Genomic DNA, 17670 nt, shown 5'->3' with positions numbered 1-17670 from the left:
GGTTGTCCTGTGGTGTATAGACGCCCACCATCACGCTTTGGTGTAAATTCGTTGAGTATGAAGCTTTCGCTGTTAATTTCGGCAATTTGTTTAATTGCTGGGATCTGTGCGGCGGTGTTGATGCTAAAATCAGAAGAAAAACAATTGGTATTTGAAGAACATGAAGTTCTCAAGCATTCCAGCGAACGTCTGATCCGTCAATTTAATACTCTGGTGAAAACCAAAATTAATATTGCGGAGCAAGCGAATAACGTCGTCTCTAGCCAATTATTCTATAATTCCTCGCAATTGCTCAGTAGCCAAAGTGCGCAGCTCAGCTTTGACCCCGATGGCAGTATTCGCAGCGCCTCTGATGATGGTTTATCTGCGGCTTTTATGCCACAAGATAAGTACTCACCTTTTTATAAAAAACTCATTAATGATTCTGAATCGTTATGGAAAATCGTAGCGCCTACCTTGATCCAAGATTTCTTTAACTTTTATTTAATCACCAAAGAGAATTTTATCCGTATTGCGCCACCTAATTGGGCTCTGAATGTTCCAGGCTCTCATCAGTTTATTGATAATCAAAGTTTTAATTACGCTAAAGAAGCGCTTAATCCAACCCGTTCGGCTGTGTGGTCTAAAGTTTACTACGATAAAATTTGGCATAAATGGGTGGTGAGTTTACTGGTGCCAGTTTATCTTGAAAATGAATTTTTAGGTGTTACTGGCAGCGATTTAGCACTCGATACGCTTATTTCGCAATTACCGATCGGTGACAAGGAGCAGCACTTATTTGTTTTTGATAGCCAAGGGCAATTACTTGCTCATCCTGATCTGAATAAAAACCTTTACGAAACCTACGGTAAAGCAGGCAAACCATTACGCACTGATGATTTTGTTAATGGCGATCTACAAGAGCTGATCAATCAGACTATCAAAATGCATTTACCAGAATACGCAGACTCTTTTGTACAAGATGGTGAAACGCACATCATTAATATTCGTAAAGTTGATAATTTAGACTGGTATATTGGTATTTACAAAAAACGTTCATCAGCACTTTCAGCGCTTGAAGAGCTAAAGGTGAAGTTTTTTGGATTGTTTATTTTATATGCCATTTTAGTCGCACTGTTATTACATCAAGCACTTTACCAACTGGTGTTACGTCGTATTCATTCATTAGTACATGCGGTAACCAGCTTTGGCAAAGGGCACTTACAAATTGAATTTCCAAAAGAAAATAAAGACGAAATTGGTACTTTAAATGGCTCTTTTCGCGATATGGCGATTGAAATTCGTAAGCTTATTGATGGTCTGAATCAGCGTATTACAGAAAAAGAGATTGCCGAAAAAGCCGCAAATCGATTATCTAAAGCGGTTGCTTTTTCTGGCACTGCAGTGGTGATCACCGATCAAAACTTCGTGATTGAATACGTCAATCCAAAAATGTTAGAAATGACTGGGTTTGAAGAAAACCATTTTATGCAGTCACCGCTATTAAGCATTATCGCCAAAGAAATGGCTATTTTGGTTGATGACATTGATATCGATTTACGCAGCCGAAATTATTGGCGTGGCGATACTTTGATCCAAGGTTTAGATAAAAAGCCAATCTGGGTATCGCTCAGTATCTCACCAATTCGCGAAGACGGTGGCAGCATCACCAGTTATGTTGCCTCAGCACAGGATATTTCGTTTGTTAAAGAAAGCCAGCGGAAAATGGAGCAATTGGCTTATTTCGACACCTTAACAGGGCTGGCTAACCGTACCTTCTTTAGAATGCAATTACGTAAGTCAATGGCGCTTGCAGAGCGTGGCCATTATGCGTTTGCTTTATTCTATTTTGATTTAGATGAGTTTAAGCGTATTAACGATACACTTGGTCATGATGCAGGCGATCAGCTACTAGTTGAGGTTGCTAATCGTTTGAAAAAACGACTGCGAGCGGAAGATACAATTGCCCGTTTAGGTGGCGATGAGTTTGCAGTTTTACTTAGTGGTATTGAGCGTCAAGAGCATGCAATGGATGTTGCTAACACGATTCAAAAAACATTGAATGTGCCAATAATGCTTGGCAATAACGAGGTCATTATTAGTGCTAGTATTGGCATTACTATGGCACCATATGATAGCAAAGAAGAAGACCAGTTATTAAAACACGCTGATTTAGCTATGTATGAGGCTAAAGCAAAAGGGCGTAATACTTATCACTTTTATAGCCAAGAATTAGATGCTGCTGCAAATGAGCGACTGTTTATTGAAAACGAACTGCGTTTAGCAATCAAAGCACGGCAATTTGTGATTTTCTATCAACCACAAGTTGATAGTCGCACTCAGCATGTGGTCGGTTATGAAGCCTTGATCCGCTGGTTCCACCCAACTGAAGGGATGATCCCACCTACCAAGTTTATCCCAATAGCTGAAGCAACAGGTTTAATAGTTGAGTTAGGTGCTTGGGTGCTACAAGAAGCGTGTGAGTTTGCAGCAAGATTAGCAGCGCAAGGGCGAGAAAATAATATTTCGATTAATCTCTCTGCTCGTCAGTTTAAAGACGCTAAGTTAGTGCCATTATTGGCATCGATTATTAAGAAAACCAAGGTGTCGGCTAAGCGGTTACACCTGGAATTAACCGAAAGTATGCTAATGGGTAATGTGGAAGCGGCAATTACGCAATTACATCAGCTAAAAGCGCTTGGCGTGTCAATATCGATAGATGACTTTGGCACGGGTTATTCGTCATTGAGCTACTTAAAACGTTTCCCGGTTGATATTTTAAAAGTTGACCGCTCGTTTGTTAAAGATATACCGGATGATCCAAATGACATGGAGATCACTGCGGCAATTATAGCGATGGCACAAAAGTTAAAATTGAATGTGGTAGCCGAAGGCGTTGAGACCATAGAACAAGTGGAGTTTTTACAAAACAATAACTGCTTTATAGTGCAAGGCTATTATTATAGCCCGCCTATAGCAGAGCAAGATTTGCCGAAGCTATTTGCAAAGCTTGATGATTGAGTTACAACACATGTTTAATCTAACTCAAGTTAGTTAAAATACCAAAAGGCACCATTTAGGTGCCTTTTTGCATTAACCTATCGCGGGGATTAAACCTGCCATCTGCAGCCCTTGGGCGCTGATAATAAGCACGCCGCAAAGCGCCGCTACTGCCAGACCAAAATTACCACCACGCACTGTATAGCCGCCTTTATCGCTGCTACGCTGCTTATAAACCATTGCTACTGGTAAAAACACTGCTAGTACGACTAAAGCGATAGCTGCATAGCCAAGCGCCATAATAAAACCTTGTGGGTAAAACAATGCAAATCCTAATGGCGGGATAAAAGTAATGAGGGCTGTTTTTATCCGATCTTTATTACCATCTCCTTTTTTAAAGGCATCAGCAAAGAAATCAAATAATCCTAGGCTCACCCCTAAAAATGATGTTGCCAGTGCTAAGTCTGCAAATAGCTTAACTGCAGTGGCAACAGCTGCGTTATTAGCGATACTGGCAATACTTGCCACAAAGCCTGGTAAGCCAGAGCTTTTTAGTAATTCAGCTTGACTCATCATACCTTGGCTGATCAACTGCCAAAAAATGTAAATAACCAGCGGCAAAGCTGCTCCGGCGATCATGACACGGCGTAAGGTTTTAATATCTAAACCAACATATTTAACGATCGATGGGATCGAACCATGAAAACCAAAAGAGGTAAATACTACCGGAATAGCTGATAAAATAAGGCCTTGTTCAATGGGCATTTCGAGTAAATGTTGGCCATGAACATACGGGGTTAACATATAAAATAAGCTCGCCAGTACCACAATTTTGATGCTAAATAACACTCGGTTTAGCTTATCGACCTTACTGGTGCCTAATGTCACAACGGTGCCTATTACGACAGCTAAAATGACTGAGCCGACTTGCGGGGCAATATCGAGGCTAAAGCCGTTATTTATTTTTTCTTGTAGTTGCGCGCCACCACCCGCAATATAAGCTGCACAAAGCGCATAGAATAAAAACATCACCGAAAAATTAGCCAGATATTGGCCGCGTTTACCTAACCATGATTTTGCTAACGTATTTAGCGTCGCATCACGATCAGCATGTTGATGTAATTCGAGCATTAATAATGCGGTGTAAGTCATTAACGCCCATGTTGAAATAATTAATGCTAATGCGGTTGTAAAGCCAAGTCCCGCAGAAGCGATTGGTAGCGCCAACATCCCTGCGCCGATAGTGGTACCTGCAACAATTAACATGCTGCCTATTGTTTTATTTTTAAGCACTTTTTGCTCCTGAAACATCGTGAGAGGCAGGCAAGATATAACTAGTTGGCACAAACTTAAATAGTTTTGTTACAAATCAAAGAAATTAAATGTAACTTATGATTTACAAGCCATCATTGTGAAGTCAGTTTTTGGTATAAAAACCACTCTAGCAGTTGACTTATTAACCAGTTCTGCTATTTCTATAAATTCAATTTATTATTAAGAATACTATTTACATGCAACAAGTTAACCGAGCCCTAACCATGCGCCCATGGCTGAATCTATCAGTTGTGCGCCCATTGCTGAATCTATCAGTTGTGCGCCCATTGCTGCGCTGCGGTTAAGTTGTTTTTTACTAACCGCGATTTCAAAGCGGTTAGTGCTGTATCTCCTTCCTCTTTGTTATCGCCACTTTGCTAAAAGGATCCGCTTGTGAGCGTTAAAGCATCATATTTTTTAATGGTCTTAATTTGGTCAACAACGCCTTTGGGAATTGTTTGGAGCAGTGAGTCTGTTACACCAACGCTCGCGGTATTGTTACGGATGTCGATAGGATTAGTGCTGGCTGCATTAGTTGTGGCGATTGCTAATATTCGTGTCCCTTGGCACCGTCGTGCGTGTTTTTTGTATGGTTATTCGAGTATCGGCATATATGGTGGCATGCTGTTGAGTTATATGGCAGCTAAAACAGTTCCATCAGGGCTGATATCATTAATGTTTGGTCTGGCACCAATTTTATCTGGTTTATTAGCACAGCGATTACTCAACGAGCCAAAATTCAGCGTTGTTAAACTAATTGCGTTAGCATTTGCGCTATTGGGGTTATTTTTGGTGAGTGAAAAACACATGCAAGGCTCATTGATGCAAATGCAGGGTTTAGCTTACGTATTTATGGCTGTGTGCTTTTTTAGTTTAAGTGGGGTGATGATCAAGCGAATAAAAATTGCTATTCATCCAATGGCGACCACATTTGGTGCATTAGTATTTGTTACGCCCTTATTTTTTATTACTTGGTGGTTGTTCGATGGTGAGCTCAATACGAGTACGTGGACAGTAAAATCACTGTGGTCAATTGTGTATTTGGGCGTGTTTGGCTCATTGGTTGGTTCGCTTGCTTATTTTCATGTGTTACAAAAATTACCAGCTAGTACCGTGGCGCTAACCACCTTGATCACACCAAGCTTTGCGATTGGCTTAGGGGGCTGGTTAAATAATGAAGCAATTGATCAACAATTACTTATTGGCGCTGTCATTATATTACTGAGCTTAGCGGTGTTTCAGTTTGGTGATGGTTGGTTGAAAAAAAGAGCCACGTTTAAAAAGCTTAACCCTTAACAACAGTCGTCATATAGCTAAAAGGCATTACTTCTTTTAGCTACATTTTCTCAATTTGTATCACTAAGCGGCGGTTTTTATCGCGGCCCAAAATATTATCGTTAGTCGCTACGTGACGTTTTTCACCAAAGCCTTGCGTTTCAACTTTAGTTTCATCAATTCCTAGGCTCACCATATATTCTTTGATCGCTTGAGCTCGTTTTTTAGACAGCTCTAAGTTGTTCCAACGACCACCGTAGCTATCTGTGTATGAGTCAATCGAAATAGCCGCAATCGTCGTATCGTACTTTAAATACTCAGCAATTTTATCTAAACGTTGTTTTGATGATTTAGTAAGTTTACTGGTATTTGGTTGATAATTCATAATCGTGAAGGAAATATCTTCAAAGCTGTATGGCAGTAATTCATCGCGGCATTGTAAAAATGCCCAATAGGCTTGTTTAAAATTAATGTTCGATAAGCCAACGGCAATTTTATCGGCACTATTTTGCCAGTCTTGGTAATAAAAAGTAGGTTGGTAGCCTTTTTCAAGCTCGGTCAACATTTCCCATGCCGTTTTGTTACCCAGTTCGCCGTCAAATTTTCGTAGTAATTTCATGTCAGCAATATCACGTGCTGGTAAACCTGCTCGCCAGATTGGCGGGACTGCTTTTAAACCAGCAATACTGTAATTGTCAGGACGGACAACCATATCCAAGTTAAATAGCAGGTCTTTATTTTTGCTCGCGGTAGCGCTGAAAATAGCTTCGCCATAATATGGAACTTCATGATTTAATTGGCATTGTAAGCGAGTTGTTTTTACAACTTCCCATTGTGAGTTATCTGCCGTGGCTGTGTACTGGCGCATTGCAGCGCTGGCCGTATCTGAAAGGCATGCAGTTGCAATGCTTAGACTGATAAACAGCATTGAAAGCTTCATTACGGGATCTCCAACAATTTATTACGCCAATATCTTGGCAAAAGCTGCATTTACAGAGGCTAACAGCCATCAAGGTGTCGTTAGCTAGCTCTAGTTCTAGTTAAGTAAAGCAAGTTATATGCCTAAATGTAAGTGTTAATTTAATCTGTAAAGCGCTAGCCTAGCCACTATGATTTTTGACATAATAGCCAGCTTACTCTGGCAAACCAAGAATACTATGGCAAATACTGAACAAACTCTTTTCGCAAAACGCTTTCGTGGCTTTTTCCCGGTGGTTATTGATGTTGAAACTGCAGGCTTTAATAAAGTAACCGATGCACTGTTAGAAATTGCGGTGTCAGTATTAAAAATGGATGATGAAGGCCTACTCAGTATTGATCATACTGTGCATTTTCATGTTGAGCCATTTGAAGGCGCAAACATTGAACAAGCCGCTATTGATTTTAATGGTATTGATCCTTTCTCGCCATTACGTGGCGCAGTATCTGAAGAGGAAGCGATCAAAGAAATTTGTAAAGTGGTACGTAAAGCTCAAAAAGCTGCGGGTTGTCAACGTTCAGTCATAGTGGCTCATAATGCGGCGTTCGACCATGGTTTTTTAAATGCAGCAATAGAACGTAATAATATTAAGCGTACGCCATTTCATCCGTTTGTTAGTTTTGACACAACCTCATTAGCGGGTTTGGCACTTGGTCAAACGGTACTTGCTAAAGCATGTCGTGCAGCTGGCATTGAATTTGACAACAAACAGGCTCATTCAGCATTATATGACACCGAACGTACGGCAGAGCTATATTGTTTGATAGTTAATCGTTGGCAACAGCTGGGTGGCTGGCCTTTAGCTGCAGAAGTGCCGGAAGATACAGAGCAAGCTGGTCATAACGAAGACTCAGCCGTTAAAACGACTGAGTAATTTTACCTTCGCTCATTTTAACTAAGTGGGGCGGATAAATACGCGAAAATTGTTTTGAATCTTTTGCGATTTTTAGCTCCACACCGGGATGCATTAACTCATTAATTTTTAAACGGCTAGTAGCTAAAAGCTGAGCTATTTTTTGTTTTACTAAATGTTTTTTACGTTTGGTGTTGGCAATACGAATATTAATTTGTTGCTCGCTGGCACTAATTTTGTCTAAAAATAATTGTCGTTTTGCTGGTGCTGGAATTTTAACTGCTTTTTTACGTGCTTGCTTTAATGCTGCGGATTTAGTGGCTAACAGTTTTTCAAAATCGGCAATTTGCAATTGTTTTTGTCTCAAGTCATGCCAATACTGCGCGATGAAAACTCGCGTTTTTGTGCCCGATGGGGCACCTAGCTCTCCGGTTTCAATTCGCATGGCATCTAAAATATTGCCGCCAATAATTTTACCGCGCGGATTATTTGCTTTACCAACGCGGATCAACCGCCGAGCACTCAAGTCACAATGTAATGCTTGTCGTTCAATAAAGAGATCGTGTTCGCTATGAATATGGCAATACTGGGCATAGCCAATTGAAATAGTCCGAGCGGCTTTAATTTTGCAAGTAAACGCTTCGTCATTTTCACGCTTACGACCAATTGCACCGAGCATAATTGTGACCGCACTGGCACTTTCGATCTGGCCTGATTCAACAAATCCCAATACCGTGATATCACCACTGGCACGCACGTGCATACCATCTTTTATATCGCCACTGATAATTACGCTGCCGTCAAAATCAACATGACCGGTGCCAATATCAACATTATCAAAACACAACACGTCATCAACGCGCATACCACGAGGGAGGGCGACAGGCACACCTTTACAATCTGCAATCAGTACATTGGGATTAGTTGGATCGAGTTTAGTGCCTTCAAATGGTTGCAATGGTAGATCTTTACCTGGTATGGCGGGCAGCACATCACCAAATACCGTATAACCATCTTCCCCAGGAGTTGCAGCAACACGCTGCATTAGAGGAGTGCCCGGTTTTACAGTGATGATCGCGCCTAAATTGCGCATATCGACCTTACCACCTTCTTTTGCTTGTGGACTCAATACACGATCTTGTGCTGTAGCGCACAAACGTACAAATTTAGCGTCGCTGCCTTCTTTTGGTCTACGACCATGAGCAACAATCGCTCTATAGGAAACACCCGCAGGCTTGTCAAATTGCTGACCTAAAAAATTGTCCAGTGCACGAGTGCTAATGCCATGTAACACGCCAGCATCAACGAGTGCTTCGCGAGCCTTGTCAATCGACATTAAGGCCCCACCTTTAGCCGTGGTTAATGTGGCTTCAGCGACCATATTTTTCTCATCAACTTGAATGAATATCGACGCATCCAGTGCACGAGTAACAATTAAAGAATCATCCTGATAGTTTTTGCTCGGTGAGAATAGCTTACCAATATTTGCACTGACTATAGCAAAATCAGCAAACGGAGACTGTTCGATTAACTCAATAAGTTGCGAACTTGTCACTGGGAAACCACTATTTTTAGGGTGCTCAAGCAGTGACACAAAACCCGTTACAGGGTTATGTATAAACAACGACATTTATTAATTTCCTATGTAATATGCCTGTTTTTATTATTTTGGATGTAGATGTTTTTTATTTATATGCCGCTCGGCTAAAACCCATAGTCAGGCATTTTCAAAGTAGCAGACCATTTGAACATAACTTTCAAGTATTGTTAAGTAAATGTTATTTATTTGCTTGATCTAGGAGGGGGTAGTAACATTTGTTGCGTGTTTAATCAGCAACTACATAGCAATATAAAATAAAGCATAAAAGGGCCTTGAGTATCAGCGCGTTACTCGGTTATACTGGCTGCACGCTCTGAATGAGTTTACTAATTCAGGGGCTGATTAGGATTCGACGGAATTCAAGAAGCCCAAGGTGCATGTCGAGGTGCGGTTTGCCTCGTTAAAAAGCCGCAATTTAAAGTAATCGCAAACGACGATAACTACTCTCTAGCAGCTTAGGCTGGCTAGCGCTCCTTCCATGTATTCTTGTGGACTGGATTTTGGAGTGTCACCCTAACACCTGATCGCGACGGAAACCCTGGCCGGGGTTGAAGCGCTAAAACTAAGCGGCCTCGCCTTTACTTACCGTGTTTGTCCGGGACTTAAAGGTTAATTAAATGACAATACTAAACATGTAGTACCGACGGTCGAGGCTTTTCGGACGGGGGTTCAAATCCCCCCAGCTCCACCAATATCGGTTTTTAAATTCGTTGATTTAAAAACCCTAAAAAACCCACCAATTTGAGCAATCAGGTTGGTGGGTTTTTTTATGTTTAAGGCGAGGTGTTTTATTGTTTTAATAGCTCATCGCTTATTTTTATTTTATTGAAATAAGCGCTTCATTTTGCTGGTGCTTTAGGTACTCGCATCTTATTTTTACTCATGCTAACGTCGTTATTCTGTTTTACCTGCCAAGTGGTCTTAGATGGAATTTTTAGCTGGCGATTTATTAACGCCGCTCAGCGTGATTGGGCTGATTGTTTTATCGGCCATTACCTCGATGATTTCGGCGGCTTTTGGTGCTGGTGGCGGGTTGATGTTGTTGGTGGTGATGGCGTCGTTATTGCCTATGAGTATTGTTATTCCGGTGCATGGGTTAGTGCAGCTGGGCTCAAATGCCAACAGGTTTATGCTGACTTTTAAGCACCTTGATAAAAGTATGTTTGCGTACTTTTCACTCGGTGGGATTATTGGTGCGTTTGCTGCGTCGGCTATTGTGACACGTATTCCACTTGAATTTATGAAAATTGTCGTGGCAGGGTTTGTACTTTATTTATTGTGGGGAATGACGCCAAAGCTGCGTGAAACCTCTGCTTTATGGCGCAGTACAGCTGGTGCTGTGACAACATTTTTATCAATGTTTGTTGGCGCGAGTGGCCCGTTAGTGGGCAGTTGTTTGTATGTTAATAATTACGAAAAGCTAAGATATACCGCTACTTTTTCCGCTTGTATGAGTGTGCAACATACTTTTAAAGCTATTTTGTATGGCTTTGTAGGTTTTTCGTTTTGGCAGTGGTTGCCTTTAGTTGCGGCAATGATCATCAGTGGTGCGCTTGGCACGTGGCTTGGTTTACAGTTATTACATCGTATTTCTGCCGATAAGTTTAAACGTATTTTTCGGGTTGTTTTAACCTTACTCGCACTGCAATTGGCATGGCAGGGGTTTCAAGCGTTCTAACTAACAGTTAGTTAAAGCGCTATAAGCCTAGGTGTCATAGCGCTTTATAAATTCTAACTAATTAGAATTTATACTCTATTTCAATAACACTCATCACACCATTTACGATAGTCTTCCATTCACCCGTAAACTCTGCACCGTATGAAGCTGCGATTGTTTTACCTATTTTTTGGGCTTCGTCATTGCTCCAAAGAGGGCCGGCTAATACAGTAGTTTTGAATGAGTTACTGCCTGAGTTTGCCACTTCAAGTTCAACTTCAACAACACTCATTTGACTTTCTACTACGGTATTCCATTGGCCTGTCCATGTGCCTTGATGTGCTGCGGCAACGGCAGGTGCTTTTTCTTCAGCATCTTTTTGATCCCAGATTGGACCTGCTGGGATATTCACTTTAAATGTAGCCATAAATTTCTCCTTAAATTGTTTTAATAGGTTGGCGAGTAAAAGCTAATTGCTTTACTCATTAAGGAGTATAGGAACAAGAGCAGGTTTTTCTATTACACCTCATTACAATGAGTGTTGCACTGATATTCTAAATCACACTGACTTTGGTAACGATGAATAGGCAATCACAGCGGCATCCCTGTGTGCTAGATCGGGGTGCTGTAACTTCTTACTGTATTCATCACAAAAGATGATTGCATCTCCTTTTGTTATCAATAAAGGGTCGTGAGTGAAGTTTAATAACAGCGATTGCCAGCGCTGTATAATTTCTTTTGGTGGGCTTGGCAGATTTTTTAATATTGCTTTTGATTGGGTAAATTGGCTGTGTATTGCGATGTTTAGCATGTCGTCGTTTGCGGCTCCTAGCCAGCTAGTACCGTTATCGCTTACACATAAAAGTGGCATATAAGGCGCAATTGCTGGACATACATCATTTCTATACACTTCAACTTTCCAATAGCTACGGGCTATTTTTACAAACTGAGTAAAATCTTTAATTGGGGTAAAGTTTGATGTCGCTAAAGGCAAAATCTCTACTCTGGGTTTATTGGCATTCACGGTGTCGTTAGAAACATCAATATACCAAGGACCAATAATAAATGCGTTTTGAAAATACTCATCCCGCAGTGAGCCCCATGCTTTTTGTAAAGGATTGCCTTGGGCAATAAGATCTTTTAATAAGCTGAGCCCTGGTTTTTGTGTGTGCGGCAGTTGTGCTTGTAATAATGTAAAGACCTCGTCTCTTATTTCTCTACAGCGGCCAATAGGGTAAGGTTTTTCAGCAAAGTAAGGCATAGTAGGCGCAAGTGTCAAATCGGCTATTAATCTTAGTTGCGCTAAGTCAGCACATAGTAAAGTAAGCTGCTCTGAGGAGAAGTTATTATCAAGCACGTATATTCCTTATCGTATTTATTGTAATTTTTTTAGTTGAGCTTGTGTGTAGGCGTCATTTCTAAGCCACCTTAACATGTTTGGATAACCGTTGGGGTGATCAGGTTGTTCGCACATAAACCATGAATACAACAGCGGATAGCCAAAGCCAGTATTATTGCTAAAAGCGGTTATTAAGCTAGCTGAACTGCCTTTATAACCGTGTTGATGAAATAAAACATCGGGTGCAATATTTAAGTAACAGGCTGCGGCCCATGACCATGCAATCGCGGTCATTTCTTCAGCGGCTTGGTGATCATGGTTTTTCATATCGCCGGTTAAACAGGTTCTGTTTGTCTCTGAGGTTACTGCAATATGCCCTGCTTCATGAAGGATGTCACCAGGGTAGAGGCATTTTTCTAAATCAAGTAGTAAAGTTCCCTGGGCTACTTTAATTCCCGGCAAAAAAGTCTTTTCGTTTAACGTTTCATACCTGTGCTTTATTCCAATATGAGTAACAAAGGCGAGAATTTTTTCAATCTCAGTGTTCATACCACTCCCTGTATTTAGCAATTACAATTGTTGCTTGCAATAATATAGCACTCTATTCTAATTAAGTTTAGCTAGTGTTAATAAATCAATTTAAGGTGTTTTGCTTGTCTAAAATCAGGCAAGAAAAAGGAGTTATTATGCAAAATGAATTGATAGCAAAAGTGCCATCTCTGCACACAACAGCGCAGAGCATACTACCTTGTTATAAAGAAACTGGGCGCTTAGGTCTATTTCAATTAAAACGAATGTGGCACAAAGCGCAATTACAAAAACAAGGCTGTGCGGATAAAAAAATAATAGAAGGCGAATGGTCGCTTGATGTCATGATCATGGATACTTTAGGCTTAGGGCTCACACCGACGATAGAATTCATTTTTTCATCGGATAGTTTTTTAACGTTCGAAAACTGGGTAGAACAGCGTTATGGCATAGCTATTTCAAATACAGTAAAAAGTAAGTTAAATGAAAAGGTAGCAGCATTTTTTCAGCAAAAAGACCCAAAACAACAAAAAATATTACTAAATCAGCCTCGTCATTATGTTTTAACGTCACAGCAGTGGCAAAGCTGGGATGATAATGGTTACGTTATTATTCCTGAGTTGGTGGAAAAAACGCTATGTGAAAACGTTTGTAATATGATTTATGAACGTTTGAATATGGATAAAAACAATCCTGCTTCATGGTACCGAAATCATGATCTTAAACAAGGAGTTATGGTACAAATTTTTAATGATATAACAATGCAAGCTATTCGGAAGCAGCCTCAGGTGCGGGATGTTTTTGAGCAACTGTGGGGTAAAAGTAATTTAACTGTAAGTACTGATAGGGTTGGTTTTAACCCGCCAGAGACATTGAGTTGGCAGTTTCCCGGGCCAAATCTGCACTGGGATATTAATTTTAATAAACCGCTCACCTTTGCAACGCAAGGGTTACTGTACCTTACTGACGTTACCGCTGATCAAGGTGCGTTTAGTTGTGTTCCTGGTTTTCATAAAAAAATAGACGGCTGGCTTGCTAACTTACCTAAAAACACCAATCCACATCATTTTAATTGCCAACAATGGCACAGTACGCCTTTGCCTGCAAAAGCGGGCAGTTTAATTGTTTGGCAACATACACTGCCGCATGGTAGTTGTCCAAATAGGACGAATAGTCCTCGAATTGTGCAATATATAAATATGAGCTCATTATAAAGCTAAGCAAAATCAAGCCTGCAGTTATTTATAAGAATAAAAATGATGCCATGTAATAACGTGTAATGTTTTTTATAACACTCCTGTGCCATGCTCAAAATAATTTAAATTAAGCTGCATTTACTAAGCCTTTTATTTTTTATGGTTTTTTATGATGTTTGATATAAATCAAATAAATTAAAGCTATATAAAATAAATGAAAATTAAAGTTGTACCCTATAGCTTTTAAACTAAGCTCTTAACTGAATGTAGTATTAATTCCCTAATAGAATTTAGCACGATAATTGGATATCAAAGGAATATTTCAGTATGGAAGCACATAGCTCACAGTCTATAGCGAGTTTGCAATACGCGGATCCCCAAGTTGATGAGTTATTAAAGCATTCAATACGTACTCAGCTTGAGTCTCTTTTGAAAGCTAAATTAACAACAGGCCAGCGTCAGTTACTTTTGCAAAAAAGTTTTGTGGATGCGATGACGTTGGTATTGAGTAACACTCAAGTTGAACACCTTCAGTTAGTTTACGCTTTCGAAGCTATGTACGATCAAGCTGTACAATCAATGGCATTGGCGCAGCTCAGCCAAGAGCAGTTAACGCGTCAATATGTGTCAGCATCTGGTTTAATTATGTCTCCTCATAATTGTAAACACACCATTAAAGATGTTTATCGCATTAAGGGATATGCGCGTGGGATTGATCTAGCGATACAAAGTAAACTAAAACACGCATCATCAATTACTATTTTATATCCTGCATGTGGCCCATTTGCGCCGCTGTTACTGCCTTTGTTGAGCTACTACAAAGACAGCCAAATATTCACATCAAAGCAGATCAACGTCATTTTGGTGGATGTACATCCTGGCGCAATATTGTCTTTACAGCAGTTAGTTAAAGACTTGCAGCTTGATGACTTTATATTGCGAATTGAAGCGGCTGATGCAACCGAGTATGAGCCCGCAGAATCGATAGATTTATTAGTATTAGAGGCCATGCAGCATGGTTTTACCAAAGAAGGGCAGCTCAGTATTGCTAAGCACTTAGTGCAATTTTTAACACTAGATGGCTGGATGATCCCACAAAATGTGTCGGTTAGGGGCATGCTGGTGATCGGAGAAACCGAGTTTAATCAGCAATGGAAAGAGGTGGAATATAGTCATTCGCTCAATACGAATACTAGCGCACAGCAAGATCGTGTGGAGTTGGGTGAAATATTAAACATCAATAAATCAACATTGCTCAATATGCAAGAACTTGAATTGCAAGATGGCGTGAAGGTTATTCCTGCAAGCAAGATTAAATTACCCACAGGTGTGAAAGATATGGGGGAGCGTATTTTAGCTATATATGCCCACATAGACACCTTTGCCGATGAAGGTGTTGAGCAATATGACTCAGGCGTAACTCATCCTAGGCCGGATATGACTTTTTACATAGATGCTAAACCTCGTGATGTGGAGCATACCCACTTTGTCGCTAGTAGCGGCGACATGGTGCAGTTTTATTATCAATTGAGCGGTTTACCAGGGTTTGTGCCGGTAAAGTTGTAAGGAGGTTGTAATGCAAAAATTCGCAGTTTTTACAGGCAGCTGTCAAAGCTTACCTGTTGTGCAATATTTATTACAAACCAATCAATTAGCTTGTGTGGTATTAGTTGATACGCAGCAAAACTATGACTTAATGCAGTTACAACATTGGTTGCAGCAAAGTGCTATAGAAACGCTCACTTATAAATGCTCAGATGATAAAGGTTTGATTGCACAGCTAGATAGGTTGGCGGTTAACCGAGGTTTAATTTATCTGTTCAGGCACAAAATCCGCCCTGCATTAATCCAGTATTTTTCAGGTCACCTTGTCAATATTCATCCCAGTCCTTTACCTGATTATAGAGGGCCTTTCCCACTATATTGGCAGTTGAGAAATGGTGAAAACACAACCGCTTTAACCTTACACCAAGTAACCGAATCGGTTGATTGTGGCAATATTGCGGCAGATGTTGAGATAGAAATTCACCCCTTCGATACCATGAACTGTGTGCAGTACAAAGTTGCACAGGCTCTACCAAGGCTAGTTGAAAAATTCTGTCAACTAGATGAAAAACAAGAAATAAAATGGCGTAATCAAGAAGGGAACGGCAGTAAGAGCGCGCCGCAAGTAGAGCAACAGCAGCTTATAGTCAATTGGCACAAGCAAACAAGCAAGCAAGTTGTAAACATGGCTCGTGCGGGTAATGTTGACTCAGGGTGCGCACTATTTCAGTTCCGCAGTGAGGCATTTCAATTGTTGCAAGCAAGCGTTGTAGATAGCGCTTTGACTGGCGTGCAAGCAGGCATGGTCATTGAAGTTGATAGGCAAAATGGACTCGTGATTAAGACCGTTGATGGCGCATTGCGCTTAGATATTATTGGCACGCAACAAGGAGTGTTTGATGGCTATCGATTTGCGGTGTTATTTGGTTTAGAGGCAGGTCTGTCGTTAGTACAGAAAGATTTTTAGCTGTGTGTTTGAATGTTTAAAACTTAAGTTTATTCGGGAGCAGTGTTTTTTCTGGGGCGATAAATAGATGTGTGTGGGTGTTATCGGCTTTAGGGTCAAACAGTGCTTAAAACATAACTTCAGATGTGAGATGGCAAATGAAGATAAATATTAATGTGACTAATCGATATGGTTATGACATAGCGATATACCCATACAACAACGGTGCATTGCCAAATAAAGAGGCAGGTCAGGTTGTTTCAAAGCTAGAAGGGAGTGGTGAATTAACCGTAGGTACGGGTGAGTCTGGGGTAATTGAAATCCCTGGAATGGGGTCGTTGGTGCTGATGTTTTTAGGGCAGCAAAAGCTTGCTAATTATCACGATAAATTTTGTGAGCAACCCGATGAATTCGACCAATGCGAGCAAATGGTATTGGTTCGCTATAAAACCACTGAACTGTATTGGCGTTTTCCTACTTCGGATAAATCGCCATCATTGGAGATCAGTGTAAATGAATTAGGTACAGTTTGTTTTGACAAAACATCGGTTGGCAGTATTCGCCAAGTATCCATACCTGAGTTATTTATTCCTCCTGTCTTTTCTGCAGATCCGTTTGCACAAGAACAGCAAGAAGACTCTCAGCCCAGTTAAGCTGAAATAAAAACTGTGCTATTGCGCAGGTTATGTATGACAAGTAATGAGTGAGTGACACGAGTGTAGAGTTTGAAGTCCGACAGTCACCAAAATGTAAATAAAGAGGATTATAGACATGGCTACAGATGCATATATTGGCACAATGACACCATTTGGCGGGAACTTTGCGATCGAACGCTTGGCGCTTTGCTCAGGCCAGTTACAAGCTATTAGTGAGAATACCGCATTATTTTCACTGCTAGGAGATAATTTTGGTGGAGACGCCAGAACGACATTTGGTTTACCTGATTTGAGAGGGCGTAGTCCTTTAGGCATGGGAACCCAGCCTGGAGGGATGGATTATAGATTAGGCTGGAAAGAAGGACGCGAAGCAACTTCATTATCGATTGACCAACTACCAACGCATACCCATGGTGCCGTATTCTCGTCTTCTGGGGGGGGGACAGTGTCAGGTGTAATGCATGCTGCAACTAACGGTGCAAATACGCAAGTACCTAGCGATGACACTTATTTAGCTGCTAATTCAAGTTCTGGGTATTATAAACAATCCGGTTTTTCTCCTGCTCCTAATTTGACGCCTATTAGTGGACTTGTAGTGGATGGCGGAAGTGGGGGGGGCACGGTCACTATAGCAAATACTGGCTCGTCTAGAGCTGTGAGTATAATCAGCCCATTTCAGGTGATAAATTGGCAGATTGTTTTACAAGGTATATACCCATCAAGAAGTTAGTTCGTTAAACATTTGTCATCGACCTTAAGATAGTACGGGCCTATCTTGATTTAAACAATACAATGGAGCGTGC

At 40.7% G+C, this 17670-nt stretch carries 15 protein-coding genes and 1 other RNA gene; 10 read left to right on the top strand and 6 right to left on the bottom strand.

What is annotated here, in order from left to right:
* The first annotated feature begins 9 nt into the window (after positions 1-9).
* Positions 10-3000 carry a bifunctional diguanylate cyclase/phosphodiesterase gene (locus PSR9079_RS06215; protein WP_149980789.1) on the top strand — a complete coding sequence of 997 codons (2991 nt, stop codon included), beginning with the start codon at positions 10-12 and terminating at the stop codon, positions 2998-3000.
* Between the two features lie 72 nt (positions 3001-3072).
* Here the strand turns inward: PSR9079_RS06215 and PSR9079_RS06210 are convergent, their stop codons facing one another.
* Positions 3073-4272 (bottom strand): aromatic amino acid transport family protein, encoded by a 1200-nt coding sequence (locus PSR9079_RS06210; RefSeq protein ID WP_149980788.1) that lies wholly within the window; start codon positions 4270-4272, stop codon positions 3073-3075.
* A gap of 414 nt (positions 4273-4686) precedes the next feature.
* Between PSR9079_RS06210 and PSR9079_RS06205 the strand changes: the two genes are divergently transcribed.
* Positions 4687-5589 (top strand): DMT family transporter, encoded by a 903-nt coding sequence (locus tag PSR9079_RS06205; protein WP_149980787.1) that lies wholly within the window; start codon positions 4687-4689, stop codon positions 5587-5589.
* 40 nt (positions 5590-5629) lie between these two features.
* Here PSR9079_RS06205 and PSR9079_RS06200 read toward each other — a convergent pair whose 3' ends face one another.
* Positions 5630-6508, bottom strand: coding sequence for a flagellar protein MotY (locus tag PSR9079_RS06200; RefSeq protein ID WP_145237165.1), 879 nt, complete (start codon positions 6506-6508; stop codon positions 5630-5632).
* Positions 6509-6725: 217 nt separating this feature from the next.
* Between PSR9079_RS06200 and rnt the strand changes: the two genes are divergently transcribed.
* Complete coding sequence (gene rnt / locus PSR9079_RS06195) at positions 6726-7421, top strand: ribonuclease T (protein WP_149980786.1); 696 nt, start codon at positions 6726-6728, stop codon at positions 7419-7421.
* On the opposite strand, the gene PSR9079_RS06190 is transcribed toward rnt, so the two are convergent.
* Positions 7405-9030: a flagellar assembly protein A gene (locus tag PSR9079_RS06190; RefSeq protein WP_149980785.1), complete on the bottom strand. Its 1626-nt coding sequence runs from the start codon at positions 9028-9030 to the stop codon at positions 7405-7407. The genes rnt and PSR9079_RS06190 overlap by 17 nt on opposite strands.
* Before the next feature lie 304 nt (positions 9031-9334).
* Here PSR9079_RS06190 and ssrA point away from each other — a divergent pair.
* Together ssrA and PSR9079_RS06180 are read left to right on the top strand one after the other, a co-directional pair.
* Positions 9335-9691, top strand: a transfer-messenger RNA (tmRNA) gene (ssrA, locus tag PSR9079_RS06185).
* A 234-nt stretch (positions 9692-9925) separates the two neighbouring features.
* A complete protein-coding gene (locus PSR9079_RS06180) occupies positions 9926-10678 on the top strand; it encodes a sulfite exporter TauE/SafE family protein (protein ID WP_149980784.1) in 753 nt (250 codons plus the stop codon).
* 61 nt (positions 10679-10739) lie between these two features.
* Here the strand turns inward: PSR9079_RS06180 and PSR9079_RS06175 are convergent, their stop codons facing one another.
* The 3 genes from PSR9079_RS06175 to PSR9079_RS06165 form a co-directional block, all read right to left on the bottom strand.
* Entirely contained in the window at positions 10740-11084 is a 345-nt protein-coding gene (locus PSR9079_RS06175; protein ID WP_149980783.1) for a mannan-binding lectin, read from the bottom strand.
* A 132-nt stretch (positions 11085-11216) separates the two neighbouring features.
* Positions 11217-12014, bottom strand: coding sequence for a hypothetical protein (locus PSR9079_RS06170; protein WP_149980782.1), 798 nt, complete (start codon positions 12012-12014; stop codon positions 11217-11219).
* A gap of 18 nt (positions 12015-12032) precedes the next feature.
* Positions 12033-12545, bottom strand: coding sequence for a hypothetical protein (locus PSR9079_RS06165; protein WP_149980781.1), 513 nt, complete (start codon positions 12543-12545; stop codon positions 12033-12035).
* A gap of 137 nt (positions 12546-12682) precedes the next feature.
* Between PSR9079_RS06165 and PSR9079_RS06160 the strand changes: the two genes are divergently transcribed.
* The 5 genes from PSR9079_RS06160 to PSR9079_RS06140 all read left to right on the top strand — a co-directional run bounded on the left by PSR9079_RS06160 (position 12683) and on the right by PSR9079_RS06140 (position 17597).
* Entirely contained in the window at positions 12683-13738 is a 1056-nt protein-coding gene (locus PSR9079_RS06160) for a phytanoyl-CoA dioxygenase family protein (protein WP_149980780.1), read from the top strand.
* Positions 13739-14047: 309 nt separating this feature from the next.
* Entirely contained in the window at positions 14048-15286 is a 1239-nt protein-coding gene (locus PSR9079_RS06155; RefSeq protein ID WP_149980779.1) for an SAM-dependent methyltransferase, read from the top strand.
* A gap of 10 nt (positions 15287-15296) precedes the next feature.
* The gene (locus tag PSR9079_RS06150; RefSeq protein ID WP_149980778.1) at positions 15297-16232 is read left to right on the top strand and encodes a formyltransferase family protein; all 936 of its coding nucleotides are present in this window, start codon (positions 15297-15299) and stop codon (positions 16230-16232) included.
* Positions 16233-16369: 137 nt separating this feature from the next.
* Positions 16370-16864, top strand: a complete 495-nt coding sequence (locus PSR9079_RS06145; protein ID WP_149980777.1) for a hypothetical protein — start codon at positions 16370-16372, stop codon at positions 16862-16864.
* Positions 16865-16982: 118 nt separating this feature from the next.
* The gene (locus PSR9079_RS06140) at positions 16983-17597 is read left to right on the top strand and encodes a phage tail protein (protein WP_149980776.1); all 615 of its coding nucleotides are present in this window, start codon (positions 16983-16985) and stop codon (positions 17595-17597) included.
* Positions 17598-17670 lie beyond the last annotated feature (73 nt).

The sequence above is a fragment of the Pseudoalteromonas rhizosphaerae genome, assembly GCF_902498845.1.
Classification (GTDB): domain Bacteria; phylum Pseudomonadota; class Gammaproteobacteria; order Enterobacterales; family Alteromonadaceae; genus Pseudoalteromonas; species Pseudoalteromonas rhizosphaerae.
The sequence above is the reverse complement of the archived record's forward strand: the minus strand, read 5'-3'. Positions and strand labels throughout refer to the sequence as shown.